We start from the raw sequence: 17705 nt of genomic DNA, 5'->3' as shown, positions 1-17705 counted from the left end.
CCTAACATGAACACTATCGCCTTTGGGCAAGCGTGCGGAAAGCCAAATTCGCACCGCAGTGCCGCCGACACACGAGGCGATCGACGTTAAGTTCGAAATTCCGCATTTGAACTATTCTTAAAACAGTACGGCAGCATTCTGCGCTCAAGGTCGAGCTCAGTTGATCCAACGGAATTGCTTGATGCCAGCCGTCGCAAACCTTTCCCCTACCGGTAACGCGTACATTGATGGAGTGCTAGGGGATGTAAAGTGGGCGGTCAGCACACTTACCTACAGCTTTCCGACCAGCGCATCCTACTACGGGACCAATTACGGGGAGGGTGAACCCCTTAACCAATTCGCAGCTCTGAACAGCACTCAGCAGGCCACGGTCCGCTCTGCCCTGACAATGTTCAGCTCCGTCGCGAATATCACATTCGCCGAAAAGGCGGAGAGCGCGACGCAGCATGCCGATCTGCGTTTCGCCATGTCGAACGATCCCAGCACAGCTTGGGCGTACCTGCCCTCGACAGCGGCCGAAGGCGGCGACGCATGGTTCAACAAGTCTTCAGGTTGGTACAGCAACCCCGCGAAGGGCAATTATGCGAATGCCACCTTTCTCCACGAAATCGGGCACTCGCTAGGCCTCGAGCATGCGCATGAGCATTATGTGATGCCGCAGGATCGTGACTCGATGGAGTACACGATCATGAGCTACCGATCATACGTGGGTGCCTCCACGACGGGAGGCTACACCAACGAGACGGGTGGCTATGCCCAGTCTTTGATGATGTATGACATCGCCGCCTTGCAGCACATGTACGGTGCCAACTTCAACACGCTGAGCGACAGCACGACCTACCGTTGGAGTGCCACGACGGGAGAGATGTTTATCGACGGAGTCGGGCAAGGCGTGCCCGTGTCCAATCGAATATTCCAGACGATTTGGGATGGCGGCGGCGTCGATACCTACGATCTGTCTGCCTATACGACCAATCTAAAACTAGATCTTCGTCCCGGCGAATGGACCACCACATCCAGTGCGCAACTCGCCAAACTGAAGTGGGACGGCTCCAAGCTAGCGGCGGGAAATATCGCCAATGCGCTCCAGCATGATGGCGATGCGCGCTCCTTGATCGAGAACGCGGTCGGTGGTTCTGGGCACGATACGATCATTGGCAATCAAGCCGCCAACTCACTGAATGGTGGCGCAGGCGATGACAAATTAACTGGAGGGGCTGGCGCTGACATTCTGGACGGCGGTCTGGGGACTGACACGGCCTGCTTCAGTGGACTTTCAACTCTGTACAGCTGCAGCCAACTGGCTGACGGATGGCTTCAGATCTCCGATTTGCGGGGGAGCATCCCCGACGGTGTCGATAAAACTTGGAGCATCGAATTCTTTCAGTTCGCGGACAAGACGCTTTCGTTTGCGGACCTGCTCGCTGGCACTCCCTCGACCGTGGACCAAACGCCCACGACCACATTGACTCTTACGGGCGATGGCGCCGCAAACATCCTCAACGGCGGCCTGGGGAATGACGTACTCGATGGGCGCGCTGGCAATGACAAGCTTAACGGGTTCGGTGGCGATGACCTGCTTTTCGGCGGCGCGGGAAGCGATCGACTTGATGGGGGAGCAGGGACCGACACCGCTAGCTATGAGACGGCCGCCCGCGGCGTCAACGCCGACCTGCTTCATCCGAAGTACAACACCCAAGATGCCAGGGGCGATCAATATGTGAGCATTGAGAACCTGACCGGCAGCAGTTTTTCCGATGTCTTGTCTGGCAATGACAGCGCAAACACGTTGGACGGGGGTAGCAGCAATGACACCCTGTTTGGCCGGAGCGGAATCGACAGTCTGCTCGGAGGCGATGGTTTCGATTTTCTCGACGGGGGCCTGGGGAATGATGTCCTGAGTGGCGGCAGTGGCAACGATACGCTGTACGGAGGCTTCGGCGCTGACCACCTCAGCGGTGGGGCCGGATCAGACATTTTTCAGTTTAGGTCGATAGGTGACTCCCTGCAGTCCGGTCGCGATACCGTCAGCGATTTCACGTCGGGCCTCGACAAGATCGATCTCCGCAGCATCGACGCGAATATCAGTGCTCGCCGAGATCAGGCTTTCACTTATCTCGGCGACGCCGCATTTACGGGCAGGGCAGGGCAATTGCACTTTGTCGACGGAGTCCTGTCCGGGGATACGAATGGCGACGGATTGGCGGACTTCGAAATAAACGTCTCTTCCATAACACCGTTAGTAGTGACCGACTTCTATCTCTGAGCCCACTTCGGAGGGAGCCATGACTGGCGAGTGGATGCATTTCGACCGCTGGCATGAGTGCGGGAAGCTCGGGGAACCCGCTTCCGTTTTCGAGGTAATGAATTCCGACGGTCAGACAATGTTCACAACGTGCGTCGAGCGGCTCGGTGTTCCATGGGATTGGAAGTCCGCGCCAATCCGCTTTCGGCTCGTTACCCCACCAAGAGCTCGTCACTCCGGGCCGATTCCGCGACCCGCCCCATCGGAAAAGCCAGCAAAGTGACCAATTGCGGCTCGGAGGATCAGATCATCTAATTAGAAAGGCGCAAGGGCGATCAACCATATGGCGGTGACTGCGCTCCCGATGGCAACTGCGAGAGCAATAGCGCCTGTCGCGCCCGCTCTCCTTGGAGATTGAATCGTCGACCATCTGCCCTCTGACGTCTTCCTCAGGGCCCTTTCGAAACGGCGAGCTTGATCGATCGGGTTTGGAGGTTTCAGCGCCATCTTGGGCTCGATTCGCCACGCTCCCAGCGAACGTCCTCCGGCGGGGCTTCGATTGAGCGAGGCTCCGGCAAGATCAGTCGGCACAAGGCTTCGCGGAGTACATCCGATCGGCTCGGCTTCGGATCTGGGTGCTGCTCGATCCATACATCAATGGCAATGCTCAGATCATTGGGTATCTGTGCGCCAATTATCTTCGCTTTCGGTCCCTTCAATCTGATTTGCTTTGCCATTTAGGAGTCTCCCACGCCGCGCGAATCAGGCGCGAGAGGCTGGAATCGTTCCAATGCGAGGATGCGACAAACTTTCCGATCAAAAGTCGACAGCGCTCACTGCATGCCATGCCGTACGTCGGAATCCAGGCAGCCGCTACATCGGCCGATCATAGGGATGCGTCAGAAAGGACTGGCATCCGTCTCCACAAGCATTGCTGATACCGACCGGGTCGACCGGTCGGCGCCCCGCCTGATCCGGTCCGGGGCCTGTCACGGTTACGGCATGAGCCGTCGAGACAGGAGAACGGGTCATGACACTCAGCGACACTCAACTGGCTCTGCTATCGATACGGTCGCAATCAACCGTTCGGCGCATACCAGATCGGCGACGTGTAGGCGCGCTCCTGCATTTCCATCACCGCGCCTTCCGGCGGCCGCACGCCAAAGTATTTGGCATCATAGGCCGTCCAGCGCGGCGTCGGGATTTCGAGAACGCGGCCGTAGTAAAACGCCCGCTGAGAGGGGTCGAACTCCGGGTCGGTCCATACCCCGATAAGCTCCGGCGATCCGATTGTGTTGGTCCAGATTGCATTCGCGACATCGACCGTCGTTCCGACCGCGGGCACTTTGCCATTCGTGCCGGGCTTGCGCTCGCCTGACCACGCAACGTCGTAGACCTTTTCACGAAGCACGCCTGCGGCGTCGAGCCATCCCTTTATGATCTGGTAGCGATCGAGATTGGCGCCGATCGGATCCTTCAGCGCTGCCACGAGGAAGGTTGGAGACTTACTGGCGGAGGGAGCGGGACCAAGATCTCCCCCCATCGGCACGCCCTTCATGTAGCCCGCAATCGCGGGGCTGCGGCTGTTGGCGTCGGCGGCGGTGAAGTCCCAACCGCCGAATAGGCGCACCGCCATGCGGGGTCCGGTGGTCGCATAGGTCTCGCGGCGCTCCATCGCATCGAACAGGCTCGCGCGTGTATTTTCCGTGGCCCAGACGGCGGCATAGCCCGATGCGGTCTGCTGCCAGTCCATGATGGCGAGGTCGCCCCTCTTCACGAAGGTGGCGGTCAGCCGCTCAGCGGAAGGTTCGGTGCTCGATGTCTTGCCGAAGAAATTCTCCTCTTCCACCGCGGTTAGGCCAGTATGGGCGTCCGTCGAGCCGATCATACCGAACTTGTAAGGATTGACGCCGAGCCGCGCTTCAAGCTTCAGTCCGTTCTTGAGTGCCGCCCGGGCATGTTCGAATTCCAGCATCTCCGGTTTCTTGGCTTCGGTCAGGTCGAGATTGCCCTTGTCCCAGCGCTCGAAATTCGCGAATTCGTCGTTCGGCGACAGGAAGGGATGCGTCTCGCTATCGCCCTTGATCTGCGTCGCCTCGTAAAGACGCTCCCAGCGCGCGCGTGTTTCGGCATATTCGCGGTCGATCGGCTTGTTCACTCCGGGCTCGATGACCGGGAACATGCGCCCGTTCGAGAGATTTCCATTGTGCGAGATGGCCAGCACGTGGCCGCCGGTCTTCTCTTCGTAGGCCGCCATCCATTTCCACAGATCGCGCGGATTGTCGCTTCCCGGCGGGAGGACGGTGTAGGGCACGACCTGACGCGCGAGAGTGCCATTATCCCGGAAGATGACGTTGCGATGCAGGTTGTTACCGCCCGTGTTCGACGTCCACTCGTATCCGATGAAGGCGGTGAACCGTCCCGGGTCGTTGGCTTCCTCTGCGGCGTCGATTGTCTCGTGCCAAGCGGAGCGGTAGGCGTCGCTATCCGGCGTGTAGAGGATTGGTCCCTTGAACTTGCCCGCACCGAACGAAGTGATGATGTCGACCGCAGCCGCGGCACCCTGGCCGTTCTGCATCATGTTGTACCATTTGCGGCCGAGAGGATCGGCGAGCAGCGCGGGCTTGCCTTTGAGAAGATCGGGGAAAAAGCCCATGTTGTCGGAATGATCGGCGACAACCAGGAAATCGAGCGGCCGCGACAATTTCACGGGTTGTCCTGACGAAGCCGTTAGTTCCTGGCCCTTGGCCAGGCGATAGGCGTCACGCGGATCGATTTTGGCGCCGAACGCGCCAGCATCCATCGAGAACGATGTATGGAGGTGGGTGTCGCCGAAGAACGGACGCGTCGGAAAGTTCCGTCCTGCATACGGCGAGTATGGACGCTGCGTTGGAAAGAGCTTCTCGGCCTCAGCCTTGTCCAGCGTGCCGATATCGCTGCCGGCGGCTTCTTGCGCTCCGGCAGGAAGGGCAAAAGCGGCGAAAACGCCGATGAGAACCGTCTTGCGCGACAAAAATGCCTTAAGTCTGCGAATGCAGGTGCTCATGACGCTTCCTCCGTAGTTACAAGAACGCGTTGGTCAGCCTTTCGATGGTCCAGAACGCTGCCATTGTACCGATGCCGTACGCCACGGCGGTGACGGCCTGGCGCGGAACGGTAACGACGCGGCGGATCATCGCGACAATGAAAAGAACCGCAGCGATGTAGATTAGCTGCCCGATCTCGACGCCGAGATTGAATGAGAACAGGGCCAGTGGAATATCGCCGCCCGGTAGCCCGACATCGGCTAGCGCGCCAGCAAATCCGAAGCCGTGCAGCAGTCCGAAGGCGAAGGCGACAGCCCACGGCCACCGAACCGTCAGACTTGTTTGGCCGCGTTCCTTGCGCGCGATTTCGGTGGCGACTAGCAGTATACTGAGCGCGATGACGCCCTCGACAGGGGCCGATGGCAGACTGGCTATCTTAAGGCTGGCGAGCGTCAGCGTTATCGAATGTGCGACGGTGAAGGCGGTGATCGTCTTCACCAGAATGCGCCAGTCCCGAACGATCATCATCAGCGCTGTCACGAACAGCAGATGGTCGAAACCGAACAGAATGTGCTCGACGCCGCTTCGTAAGTAGGCCGCGATCACTTCCCATTTGCTCTGCGCTTCCGGGATTGTCGCCGACGGCACCGCCGGTGTCAGTCGCCCGGTCCAGACATTTCCATTCTGAAATTCGGCACGCACCAGGGCTTCCGTCATCGTACTCTGCAGCCCATCGATTAGTACGCGCTGCCCGGCCAGCGGCTCAATCGCCCGCAGCTGCCAGGACTGCACCATGGCGTCTCCGGTCGGACGCTCGACCATCGGTGTCAGAGCTTCATTTCTGCCGGAAAACGTTGCGCGCAATGACAGTCGGGCATCGCCCTGCATCGGCGTCTTGAAGAGAATGCTAAATTCGCCTGGCGCTTCCTCGCGGATGTCGAGCAGGGCCGGACGCACTTCATGAGCCGCCGTGCTCGCCATCGCTGCCATCAGCAGAAGACAGAGGAAAGGGAAATGCGAGAGGAATTTCATTTCGCCACCAAGCTTTTGGCGGGCGTGTCGTCGAGCAATGCCTTCACGCTCTGGTCAAATTCGACGCCATACTTCTCGCGAAGCCGCGCGATATAGGCGGCGTAAGCCTCGTCCTGTTTCTCAACGCGCCATGCCGCGACCACTTTGTCGCGCACCTCGTTGAACGGGAGTTGCGCCGCCTCGTTCTTTCTGTCGATCAGCGCAAGATGATAGCCGTAGGCGGACTTGATCGGTCCCGACCATGTTCCAGGGACCGCTCTGAAGAGCTCTCGTGCGAAGTCCGGACCAAAGACGTTCGATACCGCCTGCGCATCGGCATTGGGAAATCCATTGCCGAGCAGAAACCGATCTCCTGCATTAGGACTGGGCCCAGCCTTTAATATCGCTCTCGCGTCACCTTCCGCATTTGAACGGGTTCCGGTGTTGAAGAACGCGTGGACGAACGACACCGTTGCGCCATGTGTGAAGCGCGCCAAATTCTTCTCGTAGTAGGCACGCAACACATCATCCGTCGGCTCGCCGAGCCGTGCAGTGTCGTCGACGATGAACTTAAGCTTCTGCGCCAGTCGACGGCGGATAATCGTGTCATCCTTGTCGAGCCCCATTTCGAGCGCCTCGCGGGCAAGGAGCTCTTCATTGACGAGTTCGGCAACAAACCCAGACAGCTCTTCTTTTGAAGGCGACCGGAGCCATTGCCTGCTCCAGGTTTCCTCGACCCACCTCAGTTCGCCCTCACCGATCCGGACCGGCGGCACTCCCGCAATTTCGACGCTATCTTTGTTGAGCCAACTATAAACGGCGAACAGGACCGTGCCTGCGGCGACGAAATGGACGAGCGGTTCTTGGAGGAGTTTCACCCGGCATCCTCCGTTGGCGTTGGACGAGGACTCACCATCGAACTCTACTGCCGCGTCGGATGTAGAGTGTAACTTACGCAACTTCAGCGGTTTCCGCGAGAGGAATTGCTCCGCGCGATGGAGCGTGGGCGGGCGATCTGCATCGCGGCAAACTCGAAACCGTAGTGGGTGCGTGCCCTCCGAAGAATCCAGTTAGATCGGCCGCCGATTTGCGCGCAAAAATGAAGTCCGGAGGGGGAGCGGAGACTTTGGACTATGCCAAAGCAAGCGACATTTCCGAGGCTTAGGAACCAAGCATAAGGTCAGAAAGAATAGCTATAACAATAGCTTAATGTCTGGCGGAGGGAGGGGGATTCGAACCCCCGATACGGTTTCCCGTATACACACTTTCCAGGCGTGCGCCTTCAACCACTCGGCCACCCCTCCGGACCGCTCTTGCGAGCGGAGGTGCCGCTATAAACGCCCGGCTCCCGCTTCGCAACTTGGCTGTGATGCCACGCTGTCCGCGAACTGAACCTCTTGCCCTCCGGGCGAGTTTATCCACGCGAGTTCATGTGGGAGTGGTGATGGCCGACGCTTTGCTCGTTCCGGATGACGATGCCTGCCCGGCCCATGATCCCGCTCTCTCCGCCGAGAATGCCGGCCTCGTCTATGTGACAGACGAGAATCCGGGCATCACCCGAAAGAAATCCGGCCTGCGCTTCGCCTATTACGGGCCGAACGGCGATCTGTTGCGGGACGAAAAGACGCTCGAGCGCATCCGCAGCCTCGCGATCCCGCCGGCATATGTCGATGTCTGGATCTGCCCCAAGGCCAGCGGCCACATCCAGGCGACGGGGCGTGACGCCAAGGGCCGCAAGCAATACCGCTACCACCCGAAATGGCACGAGATCCGCGACGAGACGAAATACGAGCGGCTGATCGAGTTCGCCGAGATGCTGCCGAAAATGCGCCGGCGGATCGACGACGACATGGCGCTGCGCGGTCTCTGCCGCGAGAAGGTGCTGGGAACGGTCGTCCACCTGCTGGACACGACCCTGATCCGTATCGGCAATGAGAAATATGCCGAGGCCAATAAGAGCTTCGGGCTGACGACGCTTCGCAACAAGCATGTCGAGGCCGGCAGCGAGCGGCTGCTGTTCTCGTTCAAGGGCAAGAGCGGCAAGAGCTGGAAGCTCACCGTGCGCGACCGGCGCATCGCCCGCATCATCCGCCAGTGCCAGGAAATGCCGGGCCAGAACCTGTTCCAGTACATGAACGGCGACGGCGAGCCGCATTCGGTCGCCTCGCACGACGTCAACGACTATATCCGCGAGATCGGCGGGTCGGGTTTCAGCGCCAAGCATTTCCGGACCTGGGCCGGCACCGTGACCGCCGCGCATGCTCTGGTCGATCTCGGCGGCTTCTCGACCAAGACGGAGGCGACGCGGAAACTGAACGCGGCGATCGACCGGGTTGCGGAACGGCTGGTGAATACGCGTGCGATTTCCCGCCGCTGCTATGTCCACCCGGCCGTCATCGAGGCCTATCTGGAAGGCACACTCACGGATGATCTCAAATCCGCCGTTCACGGGCGCCGTCGGCCGCATGGGCTGAAGCCCGAAGAATGGCCGGTGCTTGCCCTGCTGCAGGATAGGCTGGACGGCCGGAACAAAAGCTGAGGCCTGCTGTTCGACCCTCGAAGGGAGAACTGCGATGTCGATGCCAGCACAGAAGCAAGACGACCAGCCGGGCCACGAACACCTGATGAATCCGCGCCCGGATTACGAACCGCGCCTGAAAGGCACCGGCCGGCTCAAAGGCAAGGTCGCGCTCATCACTGGAGGAGATAGCGGGATCGGCCGCGCGACGGCTGTCGCCTTCGCCGAGGAGGGAGCTGACATTGCTTTCGTCTATCTCGACGAACGCAAGGATGCCGACGAAACCAGGAAGCTGATCGAGGGGCGCGGAAGCCGGGCGCATGCGATCTCGGCCGATCTGGGATTCCCCGACGCGGCCGCCAAGGTCATGCGCGAGACGATCAACGCCTTCGGCCGGCTCGACATCCTCGTCAACAATTGCGCCGAGCAGCACGTGGTCGAGGACTTCTCCGAGATCGATCCGGATCAGATCGAGCGGACGTTCCGGACCAATATCTTCAGCTATCTGTTCGTCACCCGCGAGGCGCTGAAGCATCTCGGCAAGGGATCGACGATCATCAACACGGCGTCGATCACCGCCTTCCGGGGCAACGAGGTGCTCGTCGACTATTCATCGACGCGCGGCGCCGCCGTCGCCTTCACCCGCGCGCTGTCGCAGCAACTCGCCAAGAAGGGCATCCGCGTCAACGCCGTCGCCCCGGGTCCGATCTGGACGCCGCTCATTCCGGCAAGCTTCGACAAGGATAAGGTGGCGGAGTTCGGCAAGAACACCCCCCTTGGTCGACCCGGTCAGCCGAACGAGGTGGCGTCCTGTTTCCTGTTCCTGGCGACCGAGGAAAGCTCCTACATCACCGGTCAGGTCATCCACGTGAACGGCGGCACGCCGATTTAGTGTATTTCGATCACTCGGATGTCGCCGCGCCGGTCCAGTACCGTCACGGCGACGTCGGTGCCGTGACGGCTGACGAGAAGGTCGCAACCACCCTCGCCGAGAGTGACGTTGTGCAGGCAGAGCTTGTCGATGAAGTCCGGCAGCACCGGCAGGTTCAGCCGTACATCGCCGGTCGAGTGTTCCAGCGTCAGCCCGAGACTGGCCTGAATGAGCGCCAGCGGTGTGGCAGCCGCCCAGGCCTGTGGCGAGCATGAGACGGGATAGCCGATAGGGCCCTGACGTTGCTTGCGGCCGAAGCCGCAGAAAAGTTCGGGCAGCCGGTTGAGCTCGATCTCGCCCGCTGCCTCGATCAGGCCCTTGAACACCTTCAGCACGGCGTCCTTCAGGCCGTAGCGGGCGAAGCCGAGCGCGATCAGGCCGTTGTCGTGCGGCCAGATCGAGCCGTTGTGGTAGGACATAGGATTGTAGCGCGCCGCGCTGGTCGAGATCGTGCGGATGCCCCAGCCCGAAAAGCTCTCGGGCTCCATCAGCAGCGCCGCGACGCGCTTGGCGCGGTCCGGATGGACGATGCCGGTGAAGAGGGCGTGGCCGGCATTCGAGCTCGCGACCGCGCATGGCCGTTTCTGACCGTCAAGTGCGATGGCGTAGGTGCCGAGCTCCTCGATCCAGAACTTCTCCTCGAATGCCTTGCGGATGTCCTCGGCGCGCCGATCGAAGGTGATGGCGTTCTTGTCATGCCCGAGCGCCCGCGCCATGGCCGCGGCCTCCCGCCATGCGGCGTAGACATATCCCTGCACCTCGCAGAGCGCGATCGGTCCCTCGGCGAAATCGCCATTGGTGTGGAAGATCGAGTCGACCGAGTCCTTCCAGCCCTGATTGACGAGGCCGGTGTCGCGCTGGCGGCGGTATTCGACGAAGCCGTCGTCGTCGACGTCGCCGTGATTGGTGATCCAGCCCAGCGCCGCCTGGATGTTCGGCCAGAGCGAGCGGATCGTCTCCACATCGCCGGTTCGAGACAGATAGGCGCCTGCCAGCATGACGAAGAGCGGGGTGGAATCGACACTGCCATAATAGAGGCCGAACGGCACCTCGCGCAGCGCCGCCATCTCGCCGAAGCGCATTTCGTGCAGGATCTTGCCGGGCTCGGCGTCCTGGAACGGGTCGGCGACCTTCGCCTGCGTATGCGCAAGGAGCGACAGCACGCCCTTGGCCATTCCGGGATCGACCCAGAGCATCATCAGCGCGGTGATGATGCCGTCGCGGCCGAACGCGGTCGAGAACCAGGGAATGCCGGCATAGGGATAGGCGCCATACGGCGTCTCGGTCGTCAGCATGGTCAGGTCGGCCATGGATTGGCGAATGACGTTCTGGACGAGCGTGTTCGTGCTCGCGATCCGGAGCGAACGGTTGTTCGCCTGTCGCAGCGAGCGGCGCATATAGGCGAATTCGCGGAAATATTCCTTGCCCTCCCAGCTCGCGAGATCCTTCGGATTGCAGGCGATGCGGACGAACATCACCCGCTTCTCCTGCGGGCCGAGGATCATGTCGTAATAGGCGAAGCTGGGCTCGATGCGGTCCGGAATGGGCCAGAAGGCGAGTTCGGTCGTGCGCTCGACCTGGTCGAGCCCGGCATAGGCAAAGCGCACCGTGCCGTCGCCGATCACGTCCACGCAGCGAACTCCGCGCCCCGGCCGGCGCTGTCCGCGCGCCTCGAAAAGATCGGCGAAATCGCAGTCGAATGTCGTGCTGACCCGCAGGCGGCGCGCCTCGTCGTCGTAATTGAAGATCGCGATCCTTTCGAACAGCGCCCCGTCCCAGACGAATTTCAGCCGGTGGAGATGGATCGTATCCTTCGGCAGCGCGAGCCGGTCGCCCTCGAAGAAATCGGGATTTGTCAGGTCGGCGGTCAGCGCGGCATTGTCGCTCTCGACGTTCGACGAGAGCCGCATCGGCCGTGCGCCGTTCAGGCGCAGTTCGAAGTGCGAAAGATGCCGGGTGTCGCGATTGTAGAGGCCGTCGGGATTGCCCTCCCAGGCCAGCAGGTCGCCATTGGTATCGAGCACGGCGAAGGTGTCGTTGTGCTTCAGCCGCGACGGCCGACCGCCGTCGAGCGTTGTGCGCGCCGGAATGTAGAATTGCGAAGGCAATGTCTCGTTCATTCGCAGCCGCCTCCGTCACCTGCGGAGAACACGCCACTCATGCTTTTGCGACGGCGTGCACGGCTGCAGGAAGCTCGAGCGAGCTTAGGCGCTCGCCAGCTCTTTTCGCAACCGCGACAGCCGCGGGCATCGTGATCACCGGACGCGTCATGGTCTCGTAGAGCGCCAGATAATCGCGGGCCATGCGTTCGGCCGAGAACCGCTTCTCGAATTGCAAGCGCACGTTATGGCGGTCGAGAGCCAGCACCTGCGGCAGCGCCGCATGTGCTGCTTCCATGCAGTCGACGACCAGGCCGGTAATACCCTCGTCGATCACTTCCGGCACCGAGCCGCAACGGAAGGCGAGCACGGGCGTGCCGCATGCCATTGCCTCGATCATGACGAGCCCGAACGGTTCCGGCCAGTCGACCGGGAAGAGCAGCGCGCCGGCGCGACCGAGAAAGTCCTTTTTCTGCTGGTCGTTGATCTCGCCGACGAATTCGACGCCCTCGCCGAGCAGCGGCTTGATCACGTCTTCATAGTAGACGGTGTCGGTGCGATCGATCTTGGCCGCGACCTTGAGCGGAATCCCTGCCTGACGGGCGATCATGATCGCCCGGTCGAGCCTCTTCTCGGGGCTGATCCGGCCGACGAAAGCCAGATAGCGCCCATCGCCCGGTCCCTCCGGAAGAAGATCGAGCGGCAGGCCGTGATGAACGGTCTTCACCCAATGCGCGTGAGAGATCGGCCGCCTCTGGGCGTCGGAAATCGAGACCAGGGGCATGTCTGGAAATTCGCGATAGATCGGGACGAGATCCAGAAGATCCTGTCGGCCATGCAGCGTGGTGACGATCGGGTGGCCACTATTGGCGAAGAAAGGATAATGGAGGTAGTCGGTGTGGAAGTGCAGGATCTCGAAATTGTCGGCTTCCTGAATGACCCTGTTCATCAACACCATGTGGTGGGCGAGGGGGTCGAGGACTGATGTGTCGAGGCGCAGAGCGCGTTTCGAGCCGGGAACGAGGCGGGCTGCCGTTTTGCTGTCACCGGAAGCGAACAGGGTGACGTCGTGGCCCAGTTTGACAAGCTCTTCGGTCAGGAACGAAACAACGCGCTCGGTTCCACCGTAGAGTTGCGGCGGGCAACTTTCATAGAGCGGCGCGATCTGTGCAATGCGCATATGAGCCCCTCGGGAAATCGGAAGATCATGCTATTAAGTCCATCGGCCGGGCTGAGGTTCCTGCCAGACGACCAATGCATTGCATGCGGTGGCTCATGGTCATGAAACGCAGGACGTTGCTGGTAGTCGCGCTGGCACTCTCTATTGCTGGTCTGGGCGGTGCAAGCGCCGTTCCGCTGCCGGAATCCAAACCCGCGACCTTACCGGCGCCAGGCCCGCTCAACGTCGATAAGACACCGGCGAAGCAGCTTTTCGGCTCGGAAAAGCTTCCGGCGGACATGGCGACGCGTTCTATCGGCTTCTATGCGAAGGGCTGTCTCGCCGGCGCCAAGGCGCTGCCGATCAACGGGCCGCAATGGCAGGTCATGCGGCTGTCGAGAAACCGCAATTGGGGTCATCCTCGTCTCATCTCCACGCTCGAGGAACTGGCGAGGAAGGTCCCGAAGGAGACGAAATGGCCTGGCCTTCTGGTCGGTGACATCTCTCAGCCGCGCGGCGGGCCCATGCTGACCGGCCATGCCTCGCATCAGGTCGGCCTCGACGCCGATGTCTGGCTCAATCCGATGCCGAACCGCCTCCTCACCGCGAAGGAGCGGGAGGATATTTCGGCGGTCAGCCTTGTCGCCAGGGACTGGCAGGACGTCGATCCGAAGATCTGGACGCCGGAGCATCTCAAGGTGATCCGGCTTGCCGCCCGGATGCCGGGCGTCGAGCGCATCTTCGTCAATCCGGCGATCAAGAAGGCGCTCTGTCGCGAAGCGACCGGCGACCGCGGCTGGCTTCAGACGGTACGCCCCTATTGGGGCCATAACTATCACATGCACATCCGCATGGTCTGTCCGCTCGGCAGCGCGACCTGCAAGCCGCAAGCGCCGGTACCGCCGGGAGACGGCTGCGACGCCGCGCTGGAAAGCTGGGTGAAGAAGCAGTTGCCGAAACCCAAGCCGGAGAAGCCCACGAAGCCGCAGCCCCCGCCGCCGCCGATGATGCTATCGGACCTGCCGGCGGAGTGTCGCGCGGTGGTCAACGCACCGGACAAGGCCGCCGAGCGCCCGCCGCTATATCCGGTGAGCGCGAAACCGTCCGCATCCGACGTGCCTGACGATCAGAGCGCCGATACGCCCGATCCGACGGGGCAGGAGACGCCGGTCCCGCCGACGCCGCAATAGCCGTTCGGGTTCTTCGCCAGGTACTGCTGATGGTAGTCCTCGGCGAAGTAGAACTCGCCGGCCGGCGCTATCTCGGTGGTGATGGTGTCATAGCCATGCGCACCGAGGGCCTTCTGATAGGCGTCCTTCGACTCCTCGGCGAGCCGCGCCTGTTCCGGCGTGGTCGTGTAGATCGCGGAGCGATACTGCGTGCCGACATCGTTACCCTGGCGGTTGCCCTGCGTCGGGTCGTGCGCCTCCCAGAACGTCTTCAGCAGTTCCTTGTAGGAGACGACGTCCGGGTCGAAGACGACCAACACCGCTTCGGTGTGGCCGGTATGACCCGTGCAGGTCTCCTCATAGGTCGGATTCGGCGTGAAACCGCCGGCATAGCCGACCGCGGTGACGTAGACGCCCGGGATCTTCCAGAACTTGCGCTCGACGCCCCAGAAGCACCCGGCGCCGAAGATCGCGGTCCGCAGACCTTCCGGATAGGGGCCCTTGAGCGGGCGGCCATTGACGAAATGGGTGGTAGCGGTCGGGAGCGCCCCCGGACGACCCGGCAGCGCGGACGCAGCCGTCGGCATGGGAATCTCCGGCTTGAAGAACGAGAACATGGACAGCCCTCCTCAGTAACGGCGCGGCAGCGGTCTCACCACTCTCGGCCTGCGGCGGCCGATCAGCATCAGAAACAGGCCGGCCAGGCCGAGGACGACGAAAGCCGGCTGCGCGAACAGCCAGGACCCCGCCGGATCCCACAGGCTCTCATACAGGGAGCGCAGCGAGTTCTCGATCGCTTCCATGCCGTTCGGCCATACGAGCTTCACGCTTTCGCCGAGGCTCGACAGGTAGAGCGCATTTCCGGCGATCGACCGTGTTCCATCGATGACCAGCGCGACAAATGCCGCCGCAAACAGAAAGACGCCGATCATCCGGACCAGAAACCGCATCGCCGCCTCGCGACCTTAGATAAGAAGACGGGCGGCCAAATACCATATTTGCGGCGCGCGGTACGGGTTCACCGATGAACGGCAACGATTTGTCCCAGCCTAAAAACGGCAATTTCTTAAGACATTGGTAACCGTGAAGTAGTGATGCGCACAAGAACAGCATTTGTCACATTTTTAGGCAGAGCGGAGGCGAAATATTGAATAAACAGCCAAAATCCGGCTGTTTTTATGTCGATCACGAACGCGCGAGGTCAATAACGGCCAAGAATTCATGGTTATCGAAGGCTCGAATCTCGAGCAGAAAAATGGTGGAAAGCTGCTGTTAATCCAATAGCTCCAATAGCCTAGGCGTCCAGGAGCGCAAATGCCCATGAACGCCGAATTCCAGTCCCCGTCCGACGATAACCGTACTGCCTCCCATTCCGCTCACCCGGGTTATGATGCGGCGCTTCTCGATGCGCGCCTCGAAGCCGAGGCGGCGATCCAGCAGGCCAAGCAGGCCGAAGCGCGTTTGCGGGCGGCGATCGACATCCTGCCGCAAGGCGTGGTCTTCCTGGATTCCGACGGCCGCTACGTTCTCTGGAACAAGCAGTACGGCGAAATGTATGCGGGCTCGTCGGACCTCTTTGCCGAAGGCGTGAAGCTCGAGGATACGCTCCGGATCGGCGTTGCGCGTGGCCAGTATCCGGAAGCGATCGGTCGCGAAGAGGAATGGCTGAAGGACCGGCTCGACCGGCTCTACAATCCGCGCGGCCGCCACGAGCAGAAGACGACCGACGGCCGCTGGATCCTGATCGAGGAGCGCCGCACCTCCGACGGCGGCATCATCGGCCTGCGCGTCGACATCACCGAGATGAAGCAGCGCGAGGAAAGCTTCCGCCTGCTCTTCGACAACAATCCCGTACCGATGTACGTGCACGCGCTCGAGACGGGCCGCATTCTCGCGGTCAACGATGCCGCGACCCAGCACTACGGCTATTCGCGGGATGAATTCTTGGCGATGACGCTCGCCGATCTCCGTCATCCGGACGAGACCGACGCCGAGACGCCGCCCGGCAAGCTGAAGCGCGAGGTCGGCTTCACCTGGAGGCACAGGAAGGCGGACGGCGAGGCGATCGACGTCGCGGTCTATTCCAGCCTGCTGACCTATGAGGGTGTCCAGGCGGAACTCATCGGCGCCGTCGACATCACCGAGCGGAAGCGCGCCGAAGAGCGGATCGCCTTCATGGCGCATCACGACGCGCTGACCGGTCTGCCGAACCGCGTCCTCTTCCGCGAAGAGATGGAAGAGTGCCTGACCCGCATCCGCCGCGACGAGACGGCCGCGGTGCTCTGCCTCGACCTCGACGATTTCAAGTCGATCAACGACACGCTCGGCCATCCGATCGGCGACCGGCTTCTCGTCCTCGTCGCGCAGCGCCTGAAAGGCGCCCTGCGCGAGACGGATACCGTCGCCCGCCTGGGCGGCGACGAATTCGCGGTTCTGCAGACCGGGATCGACGATCCCGAAGACGCCGGCTCGCTCGCCGGCCGCCTGATCGAGATCGTCAGCGCGCCTTACGAGATCGACGGTCATCTGATGACGATCGGCGTCTCGATCGGCATCGCGGTCGGCCCGAGCGACGGCGAGGATTGCGACCGGCTGCTCAAGGCCGCCGACATGGCGCTCTACCGGGCCAAAGCCGAGGGCCGCGGCGCCTATTGCTTCTTCGAAGCCGAAATGGACGCCCGCCTGCAGGCCCGCCGTCGCATGGAGCTCGATCTTCGCGCCGCGATCAATGCCGGGACGCTCGAAGTCCATTACCAGCCGTTGATCGAGATCGGCTCGGGCGACGTTGCCGGCTTCGAGGCATTGGTGCGCTGGAACCATCCCGAGCGCGGCAACATCCCGCCGATCGACTTCATCCCGCTCGCCGAGGAGACCGGCCTCGTCGTGCCGCTCGGCGTCCACGTGCTGACCCGCGCCTGCCGCGATGCCGCCGCTTGGCCCGGCGACACCAAGGTCGCGGTCAACCTGTCGACTCTCCAGTTCCGCTCGGGCAATCTGTTCGAGGTCGTATCGGATGCACTGAACGAGACCGGCCTCGAGCCGAAGAGGCTTGAGCTGGAGATCACCGAATCCGTCCTGCTGGAGAAGAGCGAGAACGTGCTTGCCACGCTTCATGCGCTGCGCGCGCTCGGCGTCCGTATCTCGATGGACGATTTCGGTACCGGCTATTCGTCGCTGAGCTATCTGCGCTCGTTCCCGTTCGACAAGATCAAGATCGACCGGTCCTTCGTGCAGGGCCTCGGCACGAATTCCGATTCGCAGGCGATCGTCCGGGCGATCATCACGCTTGGCAGGAGCCTCGGCATCACCATCACGGCCGAGGGCGTCGAGACCGCCGCCGATCTCGAATATCTCCGCAGCGAGGGCTGCCACCAGGGGCAGGGCTGGCTGTTCGCCAAGGCGCAGCCGAACGAGGCAGCCAGCGAGCTTCTCCGCGAGAACCGCCGCCGACCGAAACCTCCGGCCAAGAGCGCGGCCTAGGGTCGATCGGGTAATCGCTCGGCCGTCGCGGTCCTTGGCCGATGGCGGCTTTGCGTCCATCAAAGAT

12 protein-coding genes and 1 tRNA gene are annotated in these 17705 nt (G+C 61.8%); 5 read left to right on the top strand and 8 right to left on the bottom strand.

The features are described from left to right. Nucleotides 1-181: 181 nt before the first annotated feature. Nucleotides 182-2266 (top strand): M10 family metallopeptidase C-terminal domain-containing protein, encoded by a 2085-nt coding sequence (locus ACFPFW_RS06745; protein WP_114958163.1) that lies wholly within the window; start codon nucleotides 182-184, stop codon nucleotides 2264-2266. Nucleotides 2267-3323: 1057 nt separating this feature from the next. On the opposite strand, the gene ACFPFW_RS06740 is transcribed toward ACFPFW_RS06745, so the two are convergent. The 4 genes from ACFPFW_RS06740 to ACFPFW_RS06725 all read right to left on the bottom strand — a co-directional run bounded on the left by ACFPFW_RS06740 (nucleotide 3324) and on the right by ACFPFW_RS06725 (nucleotide 7586). Further along, complete coding sequence (locus ACFPFW_RS06740; protein WP_114958161.1) at nucleotides 3324-5291, bottom strand: DUF3604 domain-containing protein; 1968 nt, start codon at nucleotides 5289-5291, stop codon at nucleotides 3324-3326. Between the two features lie 16 nt (nucleotides 5292-5307). Further along, nucleotides 5308-6303, bottom strand: a complete 996-nt coding sequence (locus tag ACFPFW_RS06735; protein ID WP_114958160.1) for a HupE/UreJ family protein — start codon at nucleotides 6301-6303, stop codon at nucleotides 5308-5310. Continuing rightward, on the bottom strand, nucleotides 6300-7160 hold the full coding sequence (locus ACFPFW_RS06730) for a peptidyl-prolyl cis-trans isomerase (protein WP_114958159.1): 861 nt from the start codon (nucleotides 7158-7160) through the stop codon (nucleotides 6300-6302). The genes ACFPFW_RS06735 and ACFPFW_RS06730 overlap by 4 nt, the downstream gene beginning before the upstream one ends. Before the next feature lie 336 nt (nucleotides 7161-7496). Beyond that, nucleotides 7497-7586, bottom strand: a tRNA-Ser gene (locus ACFPFW_RS06725). 140 nt (nucleotides 7587-7726) lie between these two features. Between ACFPFW_RS06725 and ACFPFW_RS06720 the strand changes: the two genes are divergently transcribed. Both ACFPFW_RS06720 and ACFPFW_RS06715 read left to right on the top strand, forming a co-directional pair. After that, the gene (locus ACFPFW_RS06720; RefSeq protein WP_114958158.1) at nucleotides 7727-8821 is read left to right on the top strand and encodes a DNA topoisomerase IB; all 1095 of its coding nucleotides are present in this window, start codon (nucleotides 7727-7729) and stop codon (nucleotides 8819-8821) included. Between the two features lie 34 nt (nucleotides 8822-8855). After that, on the top strand, nucleotides 8856-9692 hold the full coding sequence (locus ACFPFW_RS06715; protein ID WP_114958157.1) for an SDR family oxidoreductase: 837 nt from the start codon (nucleotides 8856-8858) through the stop codon (nucleotides 9690-9692). On the opposite strand, the gene ACFPFW_RS06710 is transcribed toward ACFPFW_RS06715, so the two are convergent. Both ACFPFW_RS06710 and ACFPFW_RS06705 read right to left on the bottom strand, forming a co-directional pair. Further along, entirely contained in the window at nucleotides 9689-11851 is a 2163-nt protein-coding gene (locus ACFPFW_RS06710; protein WP_114958156.1) for an amylo-alpha-1,6-glucosidase, read from the bottom strand. The two genes, ACFPFW_RS06715 and ACFPFW_RS06710, sit on opposite strands and share 4 nt — an antisense overlap. Nucleotides 11852-11888: 37 nt before the next feature. Then, nucleotides 11889-13010 (bottom strand): glycosyltransferase family 4 protein, encoded by a 1122-nt coding sequence (locus ACFPFW_RS06705; RefSeq protein ID WP_114958155.1) that lies wholly within the window; start codon nucleotides 13008-13010, stop codon nucleotides 11889-11891. A gap of 101 nt (nucleotides 13011-13111) precedes the next feature. On the opposite strand from ACFPFW_RS06705, the gene mepA reads away from it, so the two are divergent. Next, nucleotides 13112-14179: a penicillin-insensitive murein endopeptidase gene (gene mepA / locus ACFPFW_RS06700; RefSeq protein ID WP_114958194.1), complete on the top strand. Its 1068-nt coding sequence runs from the start codon at nucleotides 13112-13114 to the stop codon at nucleotides 14177-14179. Here mepA and msrA read toward each other — a convergent pair. Next, nucleotides 14116-14775: a peptide-methionine (S)-S-oxide reductase MsrA gene (gene msrA / locus ACFPFW_RS06695; protein WP_114958154.1), complete on the bottom strand. Its 660-nt coding sequence runs from the start codon at nucleotides 14773-14775 to the stop codon at nucleotides 14116-14118. The two genes, mepA and msrA, sit on opposite strands and share 64 nt — an antisense overlap. Before the next feature lie 12 nt (nucleotides 14776-14787). Then, nucleotides 14788-15108, bottom strand: a complete 321-nt coding sequence (locus ACFPFW_RS06690; RefSeq protein ID WP_114958153.1) for a hypothetical protein — start codon at nucleotides 15106-15108, stop codon at nucleotides 14788-14790. Between the two features lie 364 nt (nucleotides 15109-15472). Between ACFPFW_RS06690 and ACFPFW_RS06685 the strand changes: the two genes are divergently transcribed. Next, nucleotides 15473-17638 carry a putative bifunctional diguanylate cyclase/phosphodiesterase gene (locus ACFPFW_RS06685; protein ID WP_162799757.1) on the top strand — a complete coding sequence of 722 codons (2166 nt, stop codon included), beginning with the start codon at nucleotides 15473-15475 and terminating at the stop codon, nucleotides 17636-17638. Nucleotides 17639-17705 lie beyond the last annotated feature (67 nt).

Origin of the sequence: Flaviflagellibacter deserti (assembly GCF_042652085.1) — a bacterium.
Classification (GTDB): Bacteria; Pseudomonadota; Alphaproteobacteria; order Rhizobiales; family Methylopilaceae; genus Flaviflagellibacter; species Flaviflagellibacter deserti.
Note: the sequence above shows the minus strand (reverse complement) of the source record. Positions and strands in the feature narration are given on the sequence as shown.